18 protein-coding genes are annotated in these 18,683 nt (G+C 38.1%); 15 read left to right on the top strand and 3 right to left on the bottom strand.

Annotated features, from left to right (window positions below; genetic code table 11):
* Positions 1-11 precede the first annotated feature (11 nt).
* Genes rpsK through rplQ form a run of 4 tightly spaced genes read left to right on the top strand, consistent with a single transcriptional unit; the run spans position 12 to position 2,493 of the window.
* Complete coding sequence (gene rpsK / locus ACWIW0_RS06790; RefSeq protein ID WP_123957322.1) at positions 12-401, top strand: 30S ribosomal protein S11; 390 nt, start codon at positions 12-14, stop codon at positions 399-401.
* A gap of 28 nt (positions 402-429) precedes the next feature.
* Positions 430-1,050, top strand: coding sequence for a 30S ribosomal protein S4 (rpsD, locus tag ACWIW0_RS06785; RefSeq protein WP_123957321.1), 621 nt, complete (start codon positions 430-432; stop codon positions 1,048-1,050).
* Positions 1,051-1,082: 32 nt separating this feature from the next.
* Positions 1,083-2,072 (top strand): DNA-directed RNA polymerase subunit alpha, encoded by a 990-nt coding sequence (locus ACWIW0_RS06780; RefSeq protein ID WP_454446738.1) that lies wholly within the window; start codon positions 1,083-1,085, stop codon positions 2,070-2,072.
* A 34-nt stretch (positions 2,073-2,106) separates the two neighbouring features.
* Positions 2,107-2,493 (top strand): 50S ribosomal protein L17, encoded by a 387-nt coding sequence (gene rplQ, locus ACWIW0_RS06775; protein WP_454446739.1) that lies wholly within the window; start codon positions 2,107-2,109, stop codon positions 2,491-2,493.
* 698 nt (positions 2,494-3,191) lie between these two features.
* Here rplQ and asd read toward each other — a convergent pair.
* On the bottom strand, positions 3,192-4,307 hold the full coding sequence (gene asd / locus ACWIW0_RS06770) for an aspartate-semialdehyde dehydrogenase (protein ID WP_454452719.1): 1,116 nt from the start codon (positions 4,305-4,307) through the stop codon (positions 3,192-3,194).
* A 319-nt stretch (positions 4,308-4,626) separates the two neighbouring features.
* On the opposite strand from asd, the gene ptsH reads away from it, so the two are divergent.
* From ptsH to crr, 3 genes are all read left to right on the top strand, one after another.
* The gene (gene ptsH, locus ACWIW0_RS06765) at positions 4,627-4,884 is read left to right on the top strand and encodes a phosphocarrier protein Hpr (RefSeq protein ID WP_047975952.1); all 258 of its coding nucleotides are present in this window, start codon (positions 4,627-4,629) and stop codon (positions 4,882-4,884) included.
* A gap of 113 nt (positions 4,885-4,997) precedes the next feature.
* Positions 4,998-6,719: a phosphoenolpyruvate-protein phosphotransferase PtsI gene (gene ptsI, locus ACWIW0_RS06760; protein WP_454452718.1), complete on the top strand. Its 1,722-nt coding sequence runs from the start codon at positions 4,998-5,000 to the stop codon at positions 6,717-6,719.
* Between the two features lie 72 nt (positions 6,720-6,791).
* Entirely contained in the window at positions 6,792-7,295 is a 504-nt protein-coding gene (gene crr, locus ACWIW0_RS06755; protein WP_454444813.1) for a PTS glucose transporter subunit IIA, read from the top strand.
* Positions 7,296-7,360: 65 nt separating this feature from the next.
* Here crr and dapD read toward each other — a convergent pair whose 3' ends face one another.
* Positions 7,361-8,185: a 2,3,4,5-tetrahydropyridine-2,6-dicarboxylate N-succinyltransferase gene (gene dapD / locus ACWIW0_RS06750; RefSeq protein ID WP_454443948.1), complete on the bottom strand. Its 825-nt coding sequence runs from the start codon at positions 8,183-8,185 to the stop codon at positions 7,361-7,363.
* Between the two features lie 188 nt (positions 8,186-8,373).
* On the opposite strand from dapD, the gene yceD reads away from it, so the two are divergent.
* The 4 genes from yceD to ACWIW0_RS06730 all read left to right on the top strand — a co-directional run bounded on the left by yceD (position 8,374) and on the right by ACWIW0_RS06730 (position 11,841).
* Positions 8,374-8,895, top strand: a complete 522-nt coding sequence (yceD, locus tag ACWIW0_RS06745) for a 23S rRNA accumulation protein YceD (RefSeq protein WP_454452717.1) — start codon at positions 8,374-8,376, stop codon at positions 8,893-8,895.
* 16 nt (positions 8,896-8,911) lie between these two features.
* Positions 8,912-9,082, top strand: a complete 171-nt coding sequence (gene rpmF, locus ACWIW0_RS06740) for a 50S ribosomal protein L32 (RefSeq protein WP_005598552.1) — start codon at positions 8,912-8,914, stop codon at positions 9,080-9,082.
* Positions 9,083-9,107: 25 nt separating this feature from the next.
* A complete protein-coding gene (gene plsX, locus ACWIW0_RS06735) occupies positions 9,108-10,127 on the top strand; it encodes a phosphate acyltransferase PlsX (protein WP_454452716.1) in 1,020 nt (339 codons plus the stop codon).
* A 118-nt stretch (positions 10,128-10,245) separates the two neighbouring features.
* Positions 10,246-11,841 carry an ABC transporter substrate-binding protein gene (locus ACWIW0_RS06730; RefSeq protein WP_454452715.1) on the top strand — a complete coding sequence of 532 codons (1,596 nt, stop codon included), beginning with the start codon at positions 10,246-10,248 and terminating at the stop codon, positions 11,839-11,841.
* Positions 11,842-11,917: 76 nt separating this feature from the next.
* On the opposite strand, the gene ACWIW0_RS06725 is transcribed toward ACWIW0_RS06730, so the two are convergent.
* Complete coding sequence (locus ACWIW0_RS06725; protein WP_454452714.1) at positions 11,918-13,090, bottom strand: FAD-dependent oxidoreductase; 1,173 nt, start codon at positions 13,088-13,090, stop codon at positions 11,918-11,920.
* A gap of 177 nt (positions 13,091-13,267) precedes the next feature.
* On the opposite strand from ACWIW0_RS06725, the gene ACWIW0_RS06720 reads away from it, so the two are divergent.
* The 4 genes from ACWIW0_RS06720 (at position 13,268) to pdxY (ending at position 18,679) form a co-directional block, all read left to right on the top strand.
* Positions 13,268-14,797 carry a YifB family Mg chelatase-like AAA ATPase gene (locus ACWIW0_RS06720; protein WP_454452713.1) on the top strand — a complete coding sequence of 510 codons (1,530 nt, stop codon included), beginning with the start codon at positions 13,268-13,270 and terminating at the stop codon, positions 14,795-14,797.
* A gap of 298 nt (positions 14,798-15,095) precedes the next feature.
* Positions 15,096-16,472: a tyrosine phenol-lyase gene (locus tag ACWIW0_RS06715; protein WP_454445900.1), complete on the top strand. Its 1,377-nt coding sequence runs from the start codon at positions 15,096-15,098 to the stop codon at positions 16,470-16,472.
* Between the two features lie 100 nt (positions 16,473-16,572).
* Complete coding sequence (locus tag ACWIW0_RS06710) at positions 16,573-17,787, top strand: aromatic amino acid transporter (protein WP_454452712.1); 1,215 nt, start codon at positions 16,573-16,575, stop codon at positions 17,785-17,787.
* Between the two features lie 28 nt (positions 17,788-17,815).
* Positions 17,816-18,679, top strand: a complete 864-nt coding sequence (gene pdxY / locus ACWIW0_RS06705; RefSeq protein ID WP_454452711.1) for a pyridoxal kinase PdxY — start codon at positions 17,816-17,818, stop codon at positions 18,677-18,679.
* The last annotated feature ends 4 nt before the right edge of the window (positions 18,680-18,683 follow it).

The raw sequence follows: 18,683 nt of genomic DNA, 5'->3' as shown, positions 1-18,683 counted from the left end.
AGATAAATAAAATGGCTAAAACACCAGTTCGTGCACGTAAACGTGTAAAAAAACAGATCGCAGATGGCGTAGCGCATATCCACGCATCTTTCAATAATACAATCGTAACCATTACTGACCGTCAAGGTAATGCTCTAGCTTGGGCTACTGCGGGTGGTTCAGGTTTCCGTGGTTCTCGTAAATCAACACCATTTGCAGCTCAAGTTGCAGCAGAACGTTGTGCTGAAGTTGTAAAAGAGTTTGGTTTAAAGAATTTAGAAGTTATGGTTAAAGGTCCGGGTCCAGGTCGTGAATCAACAATCCGTGCATTAAATGCAGCGGGTTTCCGTATCACGAATATTACTGACGTGACTCCGATTCCTCATAACGGTTGTCGTCCACCGAAAAAACGTCGCGTATAATTGACGTTAGAATAATTGGAGAAAGAAAATGGCAAGATATTTGGGTCCAAAGCTCAAGCTAAGCCGTCGTGAAGGTACCGATTTATTCCTTAAATCAGGTGTTCGCGCGATCGAATCAAAATGTAAAATTGATACAGCACCAGGTCAACACGGTGCTCGTAAACCTCGCTTATCTGACTATGGTAGTCAGCTTCGTGAGAAACAAAAAGTTCGCCGTATGTATGGTATTTTGGAACGTCAATTCCGTAATTACTATAAAGAAGCTAACCGCTTAAAAGGCAATACAGGTGAGAACTTATTAGTATTGTTAGAAGGTCGTTTAGATAACGTTGTTTATCGTATGGGTTTTGCTGCAACTCGTGCTGAAGCACGTCAGCTTGTAAGCCACAAATCTATCGTAGTAAATGGGCGTGTTGTAAATATCCCTTCTTATCAAGTTTCTGTTGATGATGTTATTGCTGTTCGTGAGAAATCTAAAAAACAAGCACGTATTAAAGCATCATTAGAATTAGCAACTCAACGTGAGAAACCAACTTGGTTAGAAGTTGATGCTACAAAGATGGAAGGTGTATTTAAACGTACTCCTGAACGTTCTGATCTATCAGCAGATATTAATGAACATCTGATCGTTGAGCTCTATTCTAAATAATAAATAGCGCTTAAAAGCAAAGAGAGGATAAAATGCAGGGTTCTGTGACAGAATTTTTAAAGCCACATTTAGTGAATATTGAACAGATTAGTTCAACTCACGCCAAAGTGACATTAGAGCCGTTAGAGCGTGGCTTTGGCCACACATTAGGTAACGCACTTCGTCGCATTTTACTTTCGTCTATGCCTGGTTGTGCAGTTACAGAAGTAGAAATTGATGGTGTATTACACGAATACAGTAGCAAAGAAGGCGTTCAAGAAGATATTCTTGAAGTGTTGTTAAATCTTAAAGGTCTAGCGGTAAAAGTTCAAAATAAAGATGATATTATTTTGACTCTCACTAAATCTGGAATTGGCCCTGTAACTGCAGCAGACATTACACACGATGGTGATGTAGAGATTGTAAATCCAGATCACGTAATTTGTAATTTAACGGATAAAAATGCATCAATTAGTATGCGTATCCGTGTTCAACGTGGTCGTGGTTATGTACCAGCATCTGCTCGAGTACATTTACAAGATGATGATCGCCCAATCGGTCGCTTATTAGTTGATGCTCGTTTTAGCCCAGTAGATCGCATTGCATATAATGTAGAAGCTGCGCGTGTAGAACAGCGTACAGACTTAGATAAGCTAGTTATTGAGATGGAAACTAATGGGACTTTAGATCCTGAAGAAGCCATCCGTCGTGCTGCAACGATTTTAGCAGAACAGTTAGCTGCATTCGTTGATTTGCGTGATGTTCGTCAGCCAGAAGTTAAAGAAGAAAAACCGGAGTTTGATCCAATTCTTCTACGTCCAGTAGACGACTTAGAGCTGACAGTTCGTTCTGCTAACTGTTTGAAAGCAGAGACAATTCACTATATCGGTGATTTAGTACAGCGTACAGAAGTTGAGTTATTGAAAACACCGAATCTTGGTAAGAAATCACTTACAGAGATTAAAGATGTTCTCGCTTCTCGTGGCTTATCACTGGGTATGCGCCTTGAGAACTGGCCACCAGCAAGTATTGCTGAAGACTAGTTTTAGGTTTAGATTTTCTTAGAAGGAATAGGTTATGCGCCATCGTAAGAGTGGACGTCAATTAAACCGTAACAGTAGCCATCGTCAAGCGATGTTCCGTAATTTGGCAAGTGCTTTAATTAGTCATGAAATTATCAAGACTACTTTGCCAAAAGCGAAAGAGTTACGTCGTGTAGTTGAACCGTTAATTACTTTAGCAAAAGTTGATAGCGTAGCTAATCGTCGTTTAGCTTTTGCTCGTACACGCAACGTTGAAACAGTTGCTAAATTATTCAATGAATTAGGTCCACGTTTTGCACAACGTGCGGGTGGTTATACTCGTATTTTAAAATGTGGTTTCCGTGCAGGCGATAATGCTCCAATGGCTTATATTGAGCTTGTAGAGCGTCCTGAAGTAGCAGCTCAAGAAGCAGCAGAATAATTTACTCTAAAATAAAAAAAGCCTGATTTATCGGGCTTTTTTATTTGGAATAGTAGACAAAAGGGGGTAGAATGAGTGCAATGGACAAAATAGTTGCTGATTTACCTATTACACCTAATAAAATTAACTCTTTTAATTTACTATGCCTAAATTAAATTCTATTGAAGTTTGGATTGATCTCCTATAAATAGAGTTTATCCTCCACATATTTAAATTCTACTACATTTACTGCCTATTTCTCATTAGATTACCTGAATAAATTGGCAGCAGTTTTCTCTACTTCACTTTGATAATTAGAATAGTACTCTTTACTTCTAATTCTAAAATAGGATAACGTAAACATTCTTATTCAATTTTAGGAAGTTGGGTATTTGAAATATTGGTTGAATTTTGTCATAAAAATCTGACTTTAATCAGTAGGTTATTGAGTCCTCCTTTTGGAGGAAGATCATTATCTAGTCTTAAATATTATGGAGAATATTTACTTACTTTCGTAAAGTACTCTGATTTAAATATAGAAAAAACAATAAATAGACTAGAAGGATTATTTAGTGGATTCAATTTTAAATAAAAAGAGTTGCTAACAACATAAGAAAACATTATTAGCAACTATTTTGTACATTACACAGTGGATTTAGCTATTTGATTTGCAAATTGTGAGACTAAACCAATCGCTTATTTTTGTTTGATTACGTTAATTACTTAACTAATTGAACGAGAATACGGCGAACAGGCTCTGCAGCACCCCACAATAATTGGTCACCAACGGTAAAGGCAGCTAAATATTCAGGTCCCATCGCTAATTTGCGTAAACGACCAACAGGAACACTTAATGTTCCAGTAACTTTCGCTGGTGTTAATTCACGTAATGTGGTTTCTTTATCGTTTGGAATGACTTTTACCCATTCGTTATGGCTTGCAATAATTTGTTCAATTTCAGCAAGTGGTAAATCTTTTTTCAGTTTAATGGTAAATGCTTGGCTATGGCAACGTAATGCACCAATACGCACGCATAAACCATCAACAGGAATTGGATTTGCACTTAAACCTAAAATTTTATTGGTTTCTGCATAGCCTTTCCATTCTTCCTTGGTTTGTCCTGTTTCTGGCAATAGTTTATCAATCCAAGGGATTAAACTACCCGCTAATGGTGCACCAAAATTGTCTGTTGGGAATGAGTCTGCACGCATTTCTGCGGTGACTTTGCGTTCAATCTCTAAAATAGAAGATGCAGGATCTGCTAATTCTGCTTTAACTGATGCTTCTAACACGCCCATTTGTGAAAGTAATTCACGCATATTTTTTGCACCTGCACCGCTCGCAGCTTGGTAAGTTGCAACAGAAACCCATTCAACTAAGTCACGTTCAAATAAGCCACCGATTGCCATTAGCATTAAACTAACCGTACAGTTACCACCAACGAAAGTTTTAATGCCATTTTTTAAACCTTCATCAATAACGTGTTGGTTTACAGGATCTAGTACGATAATCGCATCATCTTGCATACGCAATGCAGAGGCAGCATCAATCCAATAACCATTCCAACCTGTTGCTTTTAATTTTGGATAAACTTCATTTGTGTAATCTCCACCTTGGCAAGTTACGATAATATCTAATTTTTTTAATTCTTCGATATCAAACGCATTTTTTAATTCACCTGCATCTTTATTTGCAAAAATAGGGGCTTTTTGACCCGCTTGTGAAGTAGTGAAGAAAACAGGATTGATGTTTGCGAAATCATTCTCTTGAACCATACGATCCATAAGAACAGAACCCACCATACCACGCCATCCGACGAAACCAACATTTTGCATTTTATGCTCCTAAAAAGTTAATAGTTGTGTTTGAAATATAAAGTATGGATAAATACAAGATTTTGCTGGGAAATGCAATGAAAAATTACTGATTAAATTCTGTTCTGAACAAAACAAAAACAAAAGTTTGAGATGGCTCAAATGAATTTCTTTATTGTTTAAAATAAATGCTATCAGTTCGTAAATTATTACTTATTTGACCTGTTTTATCGTGTATTTCTGTACGTTTTGTAGTAGAGTAAGTGGAATTTTATAGCGTTGTATTTCTATAAATAGACGTAGATGATTTAACTATTTGATTTAAAAAGAGGAAACAAAAATGTACTCAAAAGACGTTACGATTATTGCACCAAATGGCTTACATACTCGCCCTGCGGCAGAATTTGTTAAAGCGGCAAAAGGCTTTGCTTCAGATGTTACTGTAACTTCAGGTGGCAAAAGTGCAAGTGCAAAAAGTTTATTTAAGTTACAAACGTTAGGCTTAACGCAAGGCACTGTCATTACTATCTCTGCCGAAGGTGAAGATGAGCAAAAAGCCGTTGATTTCTTAGTGGATTTAATTCCAACCTTAGAATAATAGTTACTTTATCAGCGACTTTATCGTTAATTATCACTTAGAATAAAGTGAGTTAGCGGTGAGGTCGTTTTGTGCTACGCACAATTTTCCAATTTATACTCAAGGATTCAATTATGATTACTGGTATTGCTGCTTCCCCAGGTGTTGTTTTTGGTAAAGCACTTGTTTTAAAAGAAGAACCAATTATCTTAAATACGCAGAAAATTTCTGTGGATCAAGTAGATGCTGAAAAAGCAAAATTTTATGCAGGCCGAGAAAAAGCTGCTGCACAGCTTACTGCGATTAAAGAGAAAGCTCGCCGTACATTAGGTGAAGAAAAAGAAGCTATCTTTGAAGGTCATTTAATGATTTTAGAAGATGAAGAGCTTGAAGAAGAAATTTTAGGCTATGTAGAAGAAAATTTGGTTACTGCCGATGTGGCAACAAGTAAAATCATTGATATGCAAGCTTCTATGTTGGCTGAAATTGATGATGAATATCTAAAAGAGCGAGCTGGTGATATTCGTGATATTGGTAATCGTTTGTTACGCAACATTCTGGGAATGCACATTATTGATTTAGGCGATATTCAAGAAGAATCTATTCTTATTGCTTACGACCTAACCCCTTCTGAAACCGCTCAACTTAATTTAGACAAAGTTTTAGGTTTTATTACTGATATTGGTGGGCGTACATCACATACTTCAATTATGGCTCGTTCTTTAGAGCTTCCTGCAATTGTTGGAACAAATAACATTACTTCATTAGTTAAAACAGGCGATCTTCTCATTCTAGATGCTACAAATAATGAAATTCACATCAATCCATCAGCAGAGCAAGTTGAGAAATTTAAAGCTCAACAAGAAAAAGAAGCTGCAGAAAAAGCTGAACTTGCTAAATTAAAAGATTTACCTGCTGAAACCTTAGATGGGCATCGTATTGAAGTCGTTGGGAATATTGGTACTATTCGTGATGTTGATGGCGTATTACGCAATGGTGGTGAAGGCGTTGGTTTATACCGTACTGAATTCTTGTTTATGGATCGCGATCATTTACCAACAGAAGAAGAACAATTCCAAGCATATAAAGAAGTTGTAGAAGCAATGGAAGGAAAATTAGTTGTTCTTCGTACAATGGATATTGGTGGTGATAAAGAACTACCATACCTTGATTTACCAAAAGAGATGAACCCCTTCTTAGGCTGGCGTGCGGTACGTATTGGTTTAGTGCGTCGTGAAATTTTAGATACGCAGTTGCGTGCTGTATTACGAGCTTCAGCATTTGGTAAGCTAGCAGTAATGTTCCCGATGATCATTTCAGTGGAAGAAATTCGTGAGCTTAAAGGTATTATTGCAAACTTAAAAGAACAGCTCCGTACAGAAGGCAAAGCCTTTGATGAAAATATTCAAATTGGTGTAATGGTTGAAACACCATCAGCTGCAGTAAATGCTCGCCATCTAGCGAAAGAAGTTGATTTCTTCAGTATCGGCACAAATGACTTAACACAATATACCTTAGCGGTAGATCGTGGTAATGAAATTATTGCACATCTTTATAACCCATTAACACCATCGGTCTTAAATCTGATCAAACAAGTAATTGATGCTTCTCACGCAGAGGGGAAATGGACAGGTATGTGTGGTGAATTAGCAGGTGATGTGCGTGCAACCGCATTGTTACTTGGTATGGGGCTAGATGAATTCAGTATGAGTGGAATTTCTGTTCCGCACGTTAAGAAACTCGTGCGTAGCATCAATTTTGCGGATGCAAAAGCACTAGCAGATGAGGCTCTTGCTCAGCCAACAGCAGCAGATATTGAACAATTAGTAAATTCCTTTTATCAAAAGCTGAACTAATTAGATACAAATGCAAAATTCTCGTATAAAATATACGAGAATTTTGTTCATTTAGTAATGGAGATTTGAATTATGGGTTTTTTAGATAAACTTTTTGGCGGAAAAAAAGAAGCAGTATCAAAAGAAGTAAAAATTTATGCACCGCTTTCAGGTGAAATCGTGAATATCGAAGATGTACCAGATGTGGTGTTCTCTGAAAAAATTGTTGGTGATGGTATTGCAATTCGCCCGAATGGTGATGAAATTGTTGCACCTGTAAATGGCACAATTGGCAAAATCTTTGAAACTAACCACGCATTCTCTATTGAATCAGACGAAGGTATTGAATTATTCGTACATTTCGGTATTGATACCGTAGAGTTAAAAGGTGAAGGCTTTACTCGTATTGCCACAGAAGGTCAAAAAGTCAAAGCTGGCGATCCTATTATTAAATTTGATTTAGCATTGTTAGAAGCAAAAGCAAAATCAGTTTTAACACCAGTTGTGATTTCAAATATGGATGAAATCAGTAACTTACAAAAATTATCTGGTGAAGTTGTAAAAGGCGAAAGTGTTGTATTGACCTTAACGAAATAACTAGGCTTACTAAAAAGGTGTAATGGGCAAAATAGTTACTGATTTGCTCATTACACCATCTTTTTTTATTCTTCAATAGAACGAAGTAGCTCGTTAATACCTACTTTACCACGCGTTTTTTCATCAACTTTCTTCACGATTACTGCACAGTACAGGTTATATTTACCACATTTTGACGGTAAGCTACCCGATACAACAACAGAGCCAGCAGGTACACGTCCGTAGTGAATTTCGCCTGTTTCACGATCGTAAATTTTGGTTGATTGACCAATAAATACGCCCATTGAAATTACGCAACCATCTTCAACGATAACGCCTTCAACCACTTCAGAACGAGCACCAATAAAACAGTTATCTCCAATAATAGTTGGGTTTGCTTGTAATGGCTCTAATACGCCACCGATACCAACACCACCAGAAAGGTGAACATTTTTACCGATTTGAGCACAAGAACCTACGGTTGCCCAAGTATCTACCATTGTGCCTTCACCAACGTATGCACCAATATTCACATAAGATGGCATTAAAACGGTATTTTTGGCAATGTAAGCCCCTTTACGAACAGTTGCAGAAGGTACGACACGGAAACCTTCTTTTTGGAAACGAGCTTCATCATATTCGGCAAATTTAAGTGGAACTTTATCGTAATATTTTGTTTCTGCACCATCAATAATTTGGTTATCATTGATACGGAATGATAATAACACTGCTTTTTTCAACCATTGATGAGTTACCCAATCCCCATCAATTTTTTCTGCGACACGGTATTTACCACTATCTAGCCCTTCGAGAACTTCTTCAACAGCTGCTTTTGTTTCAGCATCTACGGTATTTGGTGTGATTTCGGCACGACGCTCAAAAGCGGCTTCAATAATTGCTTGTAATGACATTTGCATTTCCTTTCTATAAGTAAACATAATAACGGACGACTTTTTAGCATATAAGCGGTGGGATTTCTACTAAATTTTACCTATCGCTTTATTTCTATCTATTACAAGCGGTAAGATTTCTCAAATTTTTGGCAAAAATCCATTTTCTCTTTGACTATTTTGCTTTCAATCTGTAATATTCGCACCCTATGCAAAAAGCAAAACTACCCCTAACCATTGACCCATATAAAGACGCTCAGCGTCGAATGGATTACGAAGGCTTCATTCCTGCAAGTCTTTTTAGTCGTTTGAGTGAATCGGTTAGTAACGTGCTAAGCGATGCACAAGTTACTTTATCGTTATATGTTGATCCACGTCTCACTGTCATTAAAGGCAGGGCTATGATTGATGTGGAGTTAGACTGCCAACGTTGCAGTAACACTTTTAAGCAGACGCTGGAGTGCGAATTAAGTTTCAGTCCAGTGTCAAATATGGATCAGGCGGACAGTTTGCCCGAGATTTATGAGCCAATTGAAGTTAATGAGTTTGGTGAAGTAAATTTACTAGATATGATAGAAGACGAATTCATTCTTTCATTACCACTAGTCCCGATGCATAATTCTGAACACTGTGAAGTGTCCGTGGCAGAACAGGTTTTTGGTGAATTACCAGAAGAACTGGCAAGTAAACCTAACCCGTTCGCTGTATTAGCTAATTTAAAGAAAAACTAGATCTAGGAGAAGGCCCGTGGCTGTTCAACAAAATAAAAAATCTCGTTCACGTCGTGATATGCGCCGTTCACACGATGCATTAACAACTGCTGCAGTGTCAGTAGATAAAACAACTGGCGAAACTCACTTACGTCACCACGTTACTGCTGATGGTTACTATCGTGGTCGTAAAGTAATCAATAAATAATCAAGTTTATCTCTCGAGGTATAATTTGACTCGTCTAACCCTAGCGTTAGATGCAATGGGCGGGGACTTTGGTCCCCGTATTACTATCCCAGCTCTATCAATTGCATTGGAGAAAAACCCAAGGCTATCTATTCTCGCCTTTGGTGATGAAACACAAACCTTACCTTATATCCATAAACTCCCTTTAGAACAGCAACAGCGTATCCAGTTTAAACATACTACAAAATCTATTGATGCAGACTTACCCTTTATGCAGGCATTACGCCAAAGCAAAGGCAGTTCTATCCGTTTAGCGATTGAATCCGTAGCAGAAGGAAAGGCTCAAGGTTGTGTAAGTGGCGGTAATACGGGACTATTGATGGGGCTTGCTAAACAGCTTATCGAATTACTACCTAATATTGATCGCCCCGCATTAACTTCGTTAATTCCAACTCTAAATGGTAAATCAACCGTAATGCTTGACTTAGGTGCTAATGTGGAAGCCGATAGTAAATTACTAATGCAATTTGCCGAAATGGGAAACATTTTCGCACAAATTATGTTGGAACTGGTTTATCCCCGTATTGCATTGCTGAATATTGGTACGGAAGAAAATAAAGGCACAATTTATCTAAGAGAGTCACACCAACAATTAAAATTAGCACAACATCTTAACTATCAAGGTTTTATTGAAGGAGACAAACTGCTTAACCACTTAACTGATGTGATTGTTTGTGATGGTTTTAGTGGTAATATTGCTTTAAAAACGTTGGAAGGTGCAGCTAAGAATATCCTCTCATTTTTTAAAAAGCAAAATGAAGATTCTCACCTCTGCCGCCAAGCCAAACGATATTTACTTAGACTTATTTTTTATCGTTACTATCGTAAATTACAGCAAATAAACCCCGACAGACATAACGGAGCAACGCTCTTAGGGTTATCTTCAGTTGTCGTGAAAAGCCACGGTGGAGCAAACATAAATGCGTTCTATTACGCTATTCAATATGCTATTTCACAGATAGAAAATGAAATCCCTACAAGAATATCAAAAGGTCTAAAAACTTAATGTAAGAATTCTTGTTTTTTTATTCTTTTTTGTTATAAAGAACTCCCTTTTGTTATTTCCTTTTTGATATAAAAACGGTATTTTGTTACAAAATTTTAAAGGTCGTTTAGGAGACATTATGAAATTCAGAAGCAAACTTTCTTTAGTCGCTGCAACATTACTAGTTGCAGGTGTAGCACAAGCAGCAGATAAAACTTTTGTAAACTGTGTTAGCCGTTCTCCAACAGGTTTTAGCCCTGCTTTAGTAATGGACGGCATTTCATATAATGCAAGTTCTCAACAAGTATATAACCGTTTAGTTGAATTTAAACGTGGTTCAACAGATATTGAACCAGCTTTAGCAGAAAGTTGGACAATTAGTGATGATGGTTTAACTTATACGTTTAATTTGCGTAAAGGTGTAAAATTCCATACGACTAAAGAATATACGCCAAGTCGTGAATTTAATGCCGATGACGTTGTATTTTCATTCCAACGCCAATTAGATCCAAATCACCCATATCATTCAGTATCTAAAGCGACTTATCCATACTTTAATGCAATGAAATTCCCTAAACTACTAAAATCAGTAGAAAAAGTAGATGATCACACTGTTAAAATTACATTAAATAAACAAGATTCTACATTTCTTGCTAGTTTAGGTATGGACTTTATTTCAATTTATTCAGCAGAATATGCGGATAAATTATTGAAGGAAGGCAAACCAGAAACACTTGACACGACACCTATCGGTACAGGTCCATTCGTATTCTCTGGCTACCAGCTTGATCAACGTATCCGTTTCTTAGCTCACCCAGATTACTGGAATGGCAAAGCCGATATTGATCGCTTAATCTTTGATATCGTTCCAGACGCAACAGCTCGTTACGCTAAATTACAGGCTGGTGCTTGTGATATGATGGATTTCCCAAATGCAGCTGATCTTGAGAAAATGAAAAATGATCCAAAGATCAATTTACTTTCACAAGAAGGCTTAAACATTGCTTATATTGCCTTTAATACAGAAAAAGCACCTTTTGATAACGTAAAAGTCCGCCAAGCATTAAACTATGCGGTGGATAAAAATGCGATTATTGATGCAGTATATCGTGGTGCAGGTGTAGCAGCGAAAAACCCACTTCCACCAACAATTTGGGGATATAACAACGAAATTACAGGTTATGAATATAATCCAGAGAAAGCAAAAGCACTTTTAAAAGAAGCAGGCTTTGAAAACGGATTTGAAACAGATATTTGGGTTCAACCAGTAGTTCGTGCATCAAACCCTAACCCACGCCGTATGGCTGAACTAGTTCAAGCAGATTGGGAAAAAGTGGGTGTTAAATCAAAATTAGTAACTTACGAATGGGGCGACTATATTAAACGCACTAAAGCAGGTGAATTAACCGCGGGAACTTACGGTTGGTCTGGCGATAATGGTGACCCTGATAACTTCTTATCTCCACTTTTCGGTAGTGATAACGTTGGAAACAGTAACTATGCTCGTTTCAAAAATCCAGAATTAGATGCGTTATTATCAAAAGCAATTAGTTTATCGGATAAAGGTGAACGAGCAAAAATTTATGAGCAAGCACAGGTGATCTTAAAAGAACAAGCTCCTTGGGTCAATGTAGCTCATTCTGTTAATTTTGCACCAACTAGTAAGCGAGTACAAGATTATAAACAAAGTCCATTTGGTTACTCTTACTTCTACGGTACTAAAGTTGTAGATTAATTCAAGCGGTTACTTTCGATTGAAATTTTACAAAAATCCTAGATTCACATTGATGATCTAGGATTTTTTATCGTAATCACAATCCCAACGCATATTTCAAAGCACGTTTTTTAAATGGCGTAGCTCTTTCTGCAACAATAAGTGCCAAATTACGCAAGGCTTTAATAGGTAAGAGATCGGTTTTAAATGCTTTATAAAATATATCCATTCCTGTTTGCATTACTAAGTTATCCATCTTGCGTTGTCGTTCATATTGTGCCAACCACTCAATTTCTGCAAAAGATTGCCCTTTTCCAACCGCTTGTTCTGCAATCTCTAATAGTGCTTTGACATCTTTAAAGCCCAAATTTACCCCTTGTCCTGCAAGTGGGTTGATTGTGTGAGCCGAATCCCCCACAAGAACAATTCCATTACGAAAATAGTGCTGTGCGTGTTGTCGAGTCAAAGGGAAACTGGCGTGGTTTATTACTTCTACCTTGCCTAGCCTTGTTGGGAAAAATTGTTCAATTTCACTAGCCAATGTAGCACTGCTCATTTGTCTTAGTTGTTGAATACGTTGTGGAGCGTCATACCATACGATACAACCATTATCATCAGCTAACGGAAGAAAAGCCCTTGGACCACTTGGGAAGAATTGTTGCCAAGTGGTAGTTTGCGGTGGTAAAGACGTTTTTACTACGGCTAATAAGCAATGTTGTCGATACTGCCAGCTGGTTAAACCAATTCCAGCCCAATTTCTGACTTGAGAATTTGCACCATCGCAAGCGATAACCAAGGGAGCAGAGAACTGTTGTTGATTATCAAGGGTTAATGTCCAAATACCTTGCTGTGAATTTGCAGAAATATGTTGAAATCCTACCGCTTGAGTGCAATTAGGGTAGGATTGCAATGCTTGCCATAAACCAATTTGAATAACATTATTTTCCACCATAAAACCCAGTTTATCTAAACCGAGTTCAGTAGCGTGAAATGCAGTATTAAACCCGTCAATTTCCCAAGTTTCCAAACCATCATACGCCCATACACGCATCTGCTCTATCGCCTGCCACGCACCTAATTTTTCTAATAAGGCAACAGATGCTACGCTAATGGCAGAAATTCGAACATCATAAGGTGCATTGTCTGAAAATTCTGGTAATGGATTTTTTTCCAACAAAGCAACGTTCAACCCTAATTTAGCTAATCCTAAGGCTGTTGCAGCCCCGACCATTCCACCACCGACCACGATTACATCTTGCTGATTGTGCATATTTCCCTTCGCTTATTCACACCCAAATAAAACGGAAGTGTACTACAAGCGGTGCGTTATGCATTGATTTTTGCAAAATTTTTGTGAGCTAGATCGAAAAACAATTTTTTCTTGGGTGAATTGCAAGATGACTTTCCTTAAGCTGTGGGGTAATAAGAGTATATTGACGGAGAAATTATGTCATTAGCCATTATTTACAGCCGAGCATCGATTGGCGTTGAAGCCCCATTAGTTACAATTGAAGTGCATATTAGTTTAGGTAGCCCAGGACTTTGCTTGGTTGGCTTACCAGAAAAGAGTGTTAAAGAAGCTCAAGATAGGGTAAGAAGTGCATTATTAAATGCCAATTTTGAATACCCAGCAAGACGCATTACCATCAACCTAGCCCCAGCGGATTTACCCAAAGAAGGTGGGCGTTTCGATTTGCCTATTGCAATTGGTATTTTAGCGGCATCAGGGCAAATTGATAGCGATAAACTTAAACAATTTGAATTTTTAGGTGAGCTTTCTCTAACAGGTCATCTACGGGGCGTTCAAGGAGCAATTCCTGCGGTAATTTCGGCTGAAAAAGATAAACGTGAACTCATTATTCCCCGTCAAAATGCCAATGAAGCCTCACTTGTGTCGAGTACTGAAACCTATTTTGCAAGCTCGCTATTACAAGTCGTCAATTTTCTGAATAATAGAGACAAGTTATCCGTTGCACAGCAAGAGTTGCAAAAAACTAGCCTAAACCAGCCGCTTATTCAACGAGATTTAACGGATATTATCGGGCAACAGCACGCCAAACGAGCTTTAACGATAGCCGCAGCTGGACAACACAATCTGTTATTTCTTGGACCACCCGGAACGGGGAAAACGATGTTAGCAAGCCGTTTAGCCGATCTCTTACCTGAAATGTCTGATGATGAAGCAATTGAAACAGCATCTATAACTAGCCTTGTACAGAATGAATTAAATTTCCAAAACTGGAAATACCGCCCATTTCGCGCACCTCATCACAGTGCGTCAATGGTTGCATTGGTGGGGGGAGGCTCAATTCCCAAACCAGGTGAAATTAGCTTGGCTCATAATGGTATTCTTTTTCTTGATGAACTTCCTGAATTTGAGCGAAAAGTATTGGACGCACTACGCCAACCCCTTGAATCTGGCGAGATTATTATTTCTCGAGCCAATGCTAAAGTACAGTTTCCAGCACGATTCCAGTTAATTGCCGCAATGAACCCAAGCCCAACAGGGCATTATCAAGGTACACACAATCGTACATCGCCACAACAAGTAATGCGTTATCTCAATCGCTTATCAGGACCTTTTCTTGATCGTTTTGATCTCTCTATTGAAGTCCCACTTTTACCACAAGGGGCATTACAACAAGGTAATGAACAGCGTGGAGAAACTACCGAGCAAGTTCGAAAGCGGGTGCTTGCTGCTCGTGATTTGCAATTAGCCAGACGGGGAAAAATTAACGCTCAATTGACAACTAGAGAGATTGAGCAGGATTGCTCACTTTCTCCACAAGATGCTCAGTTTTTAGAGAATACATTATTGAAACTTGGGCTTTCGGTGAGAGCTTACCATCGAATTTTAAAAGTATCTCGCACTATTGCTGATCTCGCTAATGAACCCAACATTCAGCAAATTCATCTTGCCGAAGCATTAGGTTATCGAGCAATGGATAGGTTATTACAACGGTTACAAAATGGTTGATAAATAATCAAAATACTCTTAATAAAACCAAAAAAAATGATATATAACGATAAATTATTAAGTTAAAAAATGTCAAATATATGCTGATATTTTCACCTTATCAATAACCAAAAAGTTATTTTTCATCATTTTGTGATGTGTGTCGCAAATTTAAAATAAAGTATTTGAAAAGCGTAAATAATTCTTTACCATTCACATCTGAAAGTTAGGTGAGAGTTGTATAAGAAACTTTTTATATAACAATGCCTTAGCTGTCTTTCTGGTATCAATGTATTCTACATCTTAGAGGAAATTTACTATGAAAAACTATCCAGCAGAACCGTATAAAATCAAAGTTGTTGAACCTATCGCAATGACAACTCGTGAGCAACGTGAAGCCTATATGAAAAAAGCAGGCTACAACACATTCTTGCTCAACTCAGAAGAAGTTTATATTGACTTACTCACTGACAGTGGTACAACCGCGATGAGTGATAAGCAATGGGCAGGTCTAATGATTGGTGATGAAGCTTATGCAGGTAGCCGTAACTTCGCTCACTTACAAGAAGTAGTAAGAGAGTACTATGGTTTTAAATATGTTGTACCAACTCACCAAGGTCGTGGGGCAGAAAACCTACTTTCAACTATTATGATTAAACCAGGTGATTATGTACCAGGTAATATGTACTTCACCACCACTCGTGCTCACCAAGAGCGTAATGGTGCAACCTTTACGGATATTATCATTGATGAAGCACACGATTCTCAAATCGACTTACCTTTCAAAGGTAATATTGACCTAAATAAATTACAAAAATTAATTGATGAAGTTGGTGCAGATCGCATTCCATACATCTGCTTAGCGGTGACAGTAAACCTTGCTGGTGGTCAGCCTGTAAGTATGAAAAATATGCGTGAAGTAAAAGAGCTATGTAGCAAACACGGCATCAAAGTAATGTTTGATGCAACTCGTTGCGTAGAAAATGCTTACTTCATCAAAGAAAGAGAGCCAGAGTATAAAGATGCAACTATTCGTGCAATCTTAAAAGAAATGATGAGCTACGCAGATGGTTGTACAATGAGTGGTAAAAAAGACTGCTTAGTAAATATCGGTGGTTTCTTATGTATCAATGATGATGACTTATATCAACAAGCAAGCGAATTAGTGGTACTTTATGAAGGTATGCCATCTTACGGTGGTTTAGCTGGTCGTGATATGGAGGCAATGGCAATCGGTATCACTGAATCAGTCGATTTCCACTACATTCAACACCGTATCGCACAATGTCGCTACCTTGCTGAAAAACTAGAAGCCGCTGGTGTACCAATTGTTAAACCTGTTGGTGGACACGCAGTATTCTTAGATGCAAGAGCATTCTTACCACATCTCGACCAAGAAGAATTCCCTGCACAAGTATTAGCAGCAGAGCTATATATTGAATCAGGTGTTCGTAGTATGGAACGTGGTATTATCTCTGCTGGTCGTGATAAAGTAACTGGTCAGAACCACAAACCAAAACTTGAATTAGTTCGTTTAACAATTCCTCGTCGTGTATATACTTATGCACATTTAGACCACGTTGCTGAAGGGGTAATTAGCCTATTCAAGAGACGTGAACAAATCAAAGGCTTGAAGATGGTATATGAACCGAAACTTCTTCGTTTCTTTACCTCTCGTTTTGAACCTAAAGCATAATTGATTTAAGGGCATTACTGGCAACAGTAATGCCCTTGTTGTATCAAGAGCCGTCTGCTTGCCGTTTATCTATCTCTAGCGAACCTACTAGGAGCTCATTATGAATAAAACGCTAGGAAGTACATTACTTGTGGCTGGCACAATGATTGGTGCTGGTATGTTGGCAATGCCACTCACATCTGCAGGGATTGGTTTTACATTTACAGTTGTTCTTTTGGTTGCACTATGGTTATTCCTAACTTACAGTGCTCTTCTTTTTGTTGAAGTTTATCAAACGGCGGACGCAGATGCGGGCATTGGCACCTTAGCTGCTCAGTATTTTGGTTCACCAGGGCGAATTATCGCGACTACCGTTTTAATGGTATTTTTATACGCTCTACTTTCAGCCTATGTTACAGGTGGCGGAGCTATTATCGCATCAACAATTCCACAAATTGGTGATGAGGATACGACCTTCAAACTTTCCATTGGTTTATTTACATTGATTTTTGGTGCATTTATCATCATTGGAACACAAAGTGTTGATGGTATTAACCGAATACTATTCTTTATTATGCTTATTACACTAGGCGTTGTATTAGCTTTAATGGCACCTAAAATTACCATAGATAACCTAATGGCAATGCCAATTGATAAAGCATTACTTATTTCATCTGCCCCTATTTTCTTCACCTCATTTGGATTCCACGGTTCTATACCTTGTTTAAACCATTATTTAGATGGCAATGTTAAAGCACTTAGAATTTCAATTATTGGGGGATCTGCCATTACGCTAATTGGTTATATTTTATGGCAACTTTCCACTCACGGAGTATTAAGCCAAACGCTCTTTTTACAAATTCTACAACAAGATCCAACGCTAAATGGTTTGGTAGAAGCGAGTCGGACTATTACTGGTAGTGAGATGATTGGTGGTGCGGTAAAAATATTCTCTGCGTTAGCCTTAATTACTTCTTTCCTTGGGGTTGCACTCGGTTTATTTGAATGTATTGAAGACTTACTCAAACACGCCTTTAATTATTCAGCAAACCGTATTTTACTTGGTGTACTTACCTTCCTTCCGCCACTCTTTTTTGCCTTCTTTTATCCAAAAGGCTTTATTTTGGCATTAGGCTATGCGGGGCAAATGTTTGCCTTCTATGCAGTGGTACTTCCAGCAGCATTAGTTTGGAAAGCTCGTCAGAAGCACCCTAACTTACCTTATCGAGTAATTGGTGGAAATCTCGCATTACTTCTCTCTGCAATTTTAGGTATTATTATCGTGCTTATCCCATTTGTGGTGAGAGCGGGTTATCTTCCTGCTGTGGTAGGATAATTTAAGGATTAACGTTAAGGATAAAACAATGAAAAATGTTCTCTCAATTCAATCTCACGTAGTTTATGGTTATGCAGGCAATAAAGCAGCAACCTTCCCAATGCAGCTACTTGGTGTAGATGTTTGGGCGTTAAACACTGTTCAATTTTCAAACCATACACAATATGGAAAATGGAAAGGAATGGTCGTACCAAAAGAACAAATTGGCGAAATTGTACAAGGTATTGATGAAATTGAAGCATTAAATGAATGCGATGCTATTCTTTCAGGCTATATCGGTGCTGCTGAACAAGGTTCGGAAATTCTCGCAGCCGTTGAAAAAATTAAAGCCAGAAATCCAAATGCTTTATATTTCTGTGATCCTGTAATGGGACACCCTGATAAAGGCTGTATTGTCGCACCGGGTGTGGCGGAATTTCTACGCGATTTTGCAATGACAAAAGCCGATCTAATTGCCCCAAATCTGGTCGAATTGAGAGAGCTAACAGGCTTACCTGTTGAAAATTTTGAACAAGCTCTTAATGCTATTAAAGCTATTTTAAACAAAGGGCCTAAACGTGTATTAGTTAAACATCTTAGCAAGGTGGGGAAAGATCCAAGCCAGTTTGAAATGTTATTAGCTACTGCGGAAGGGATTTGGCATATCAGTCGCCCACTTCACGAATTTGTTGGGCGAGACCCTGTTGGTGTTGGCGATCTCACAAGCGGTCTGTTTTTAGCAAATTTACTCAATGGTAAATCCGATCTTGATGCTTTTGAACATACTGCAAATGCAGTGAATGATGTGATGAGTGTTACTCAACAAAGTGGCAAATATGAATTACAAATCATCAAAGCTCGAGAATTTATTGTTAATCCACAAAGCCAATATAAAGCGGTAAAAATAGCTTAAAAAA

Source organism: Ursidibacter sp. B-7004-1, assembly GCF_053654055.1.
Note: the sequence above shows the minus strand (reverse complement) of the source record. Positions and strands in the feature narration are given on the sequence as shown.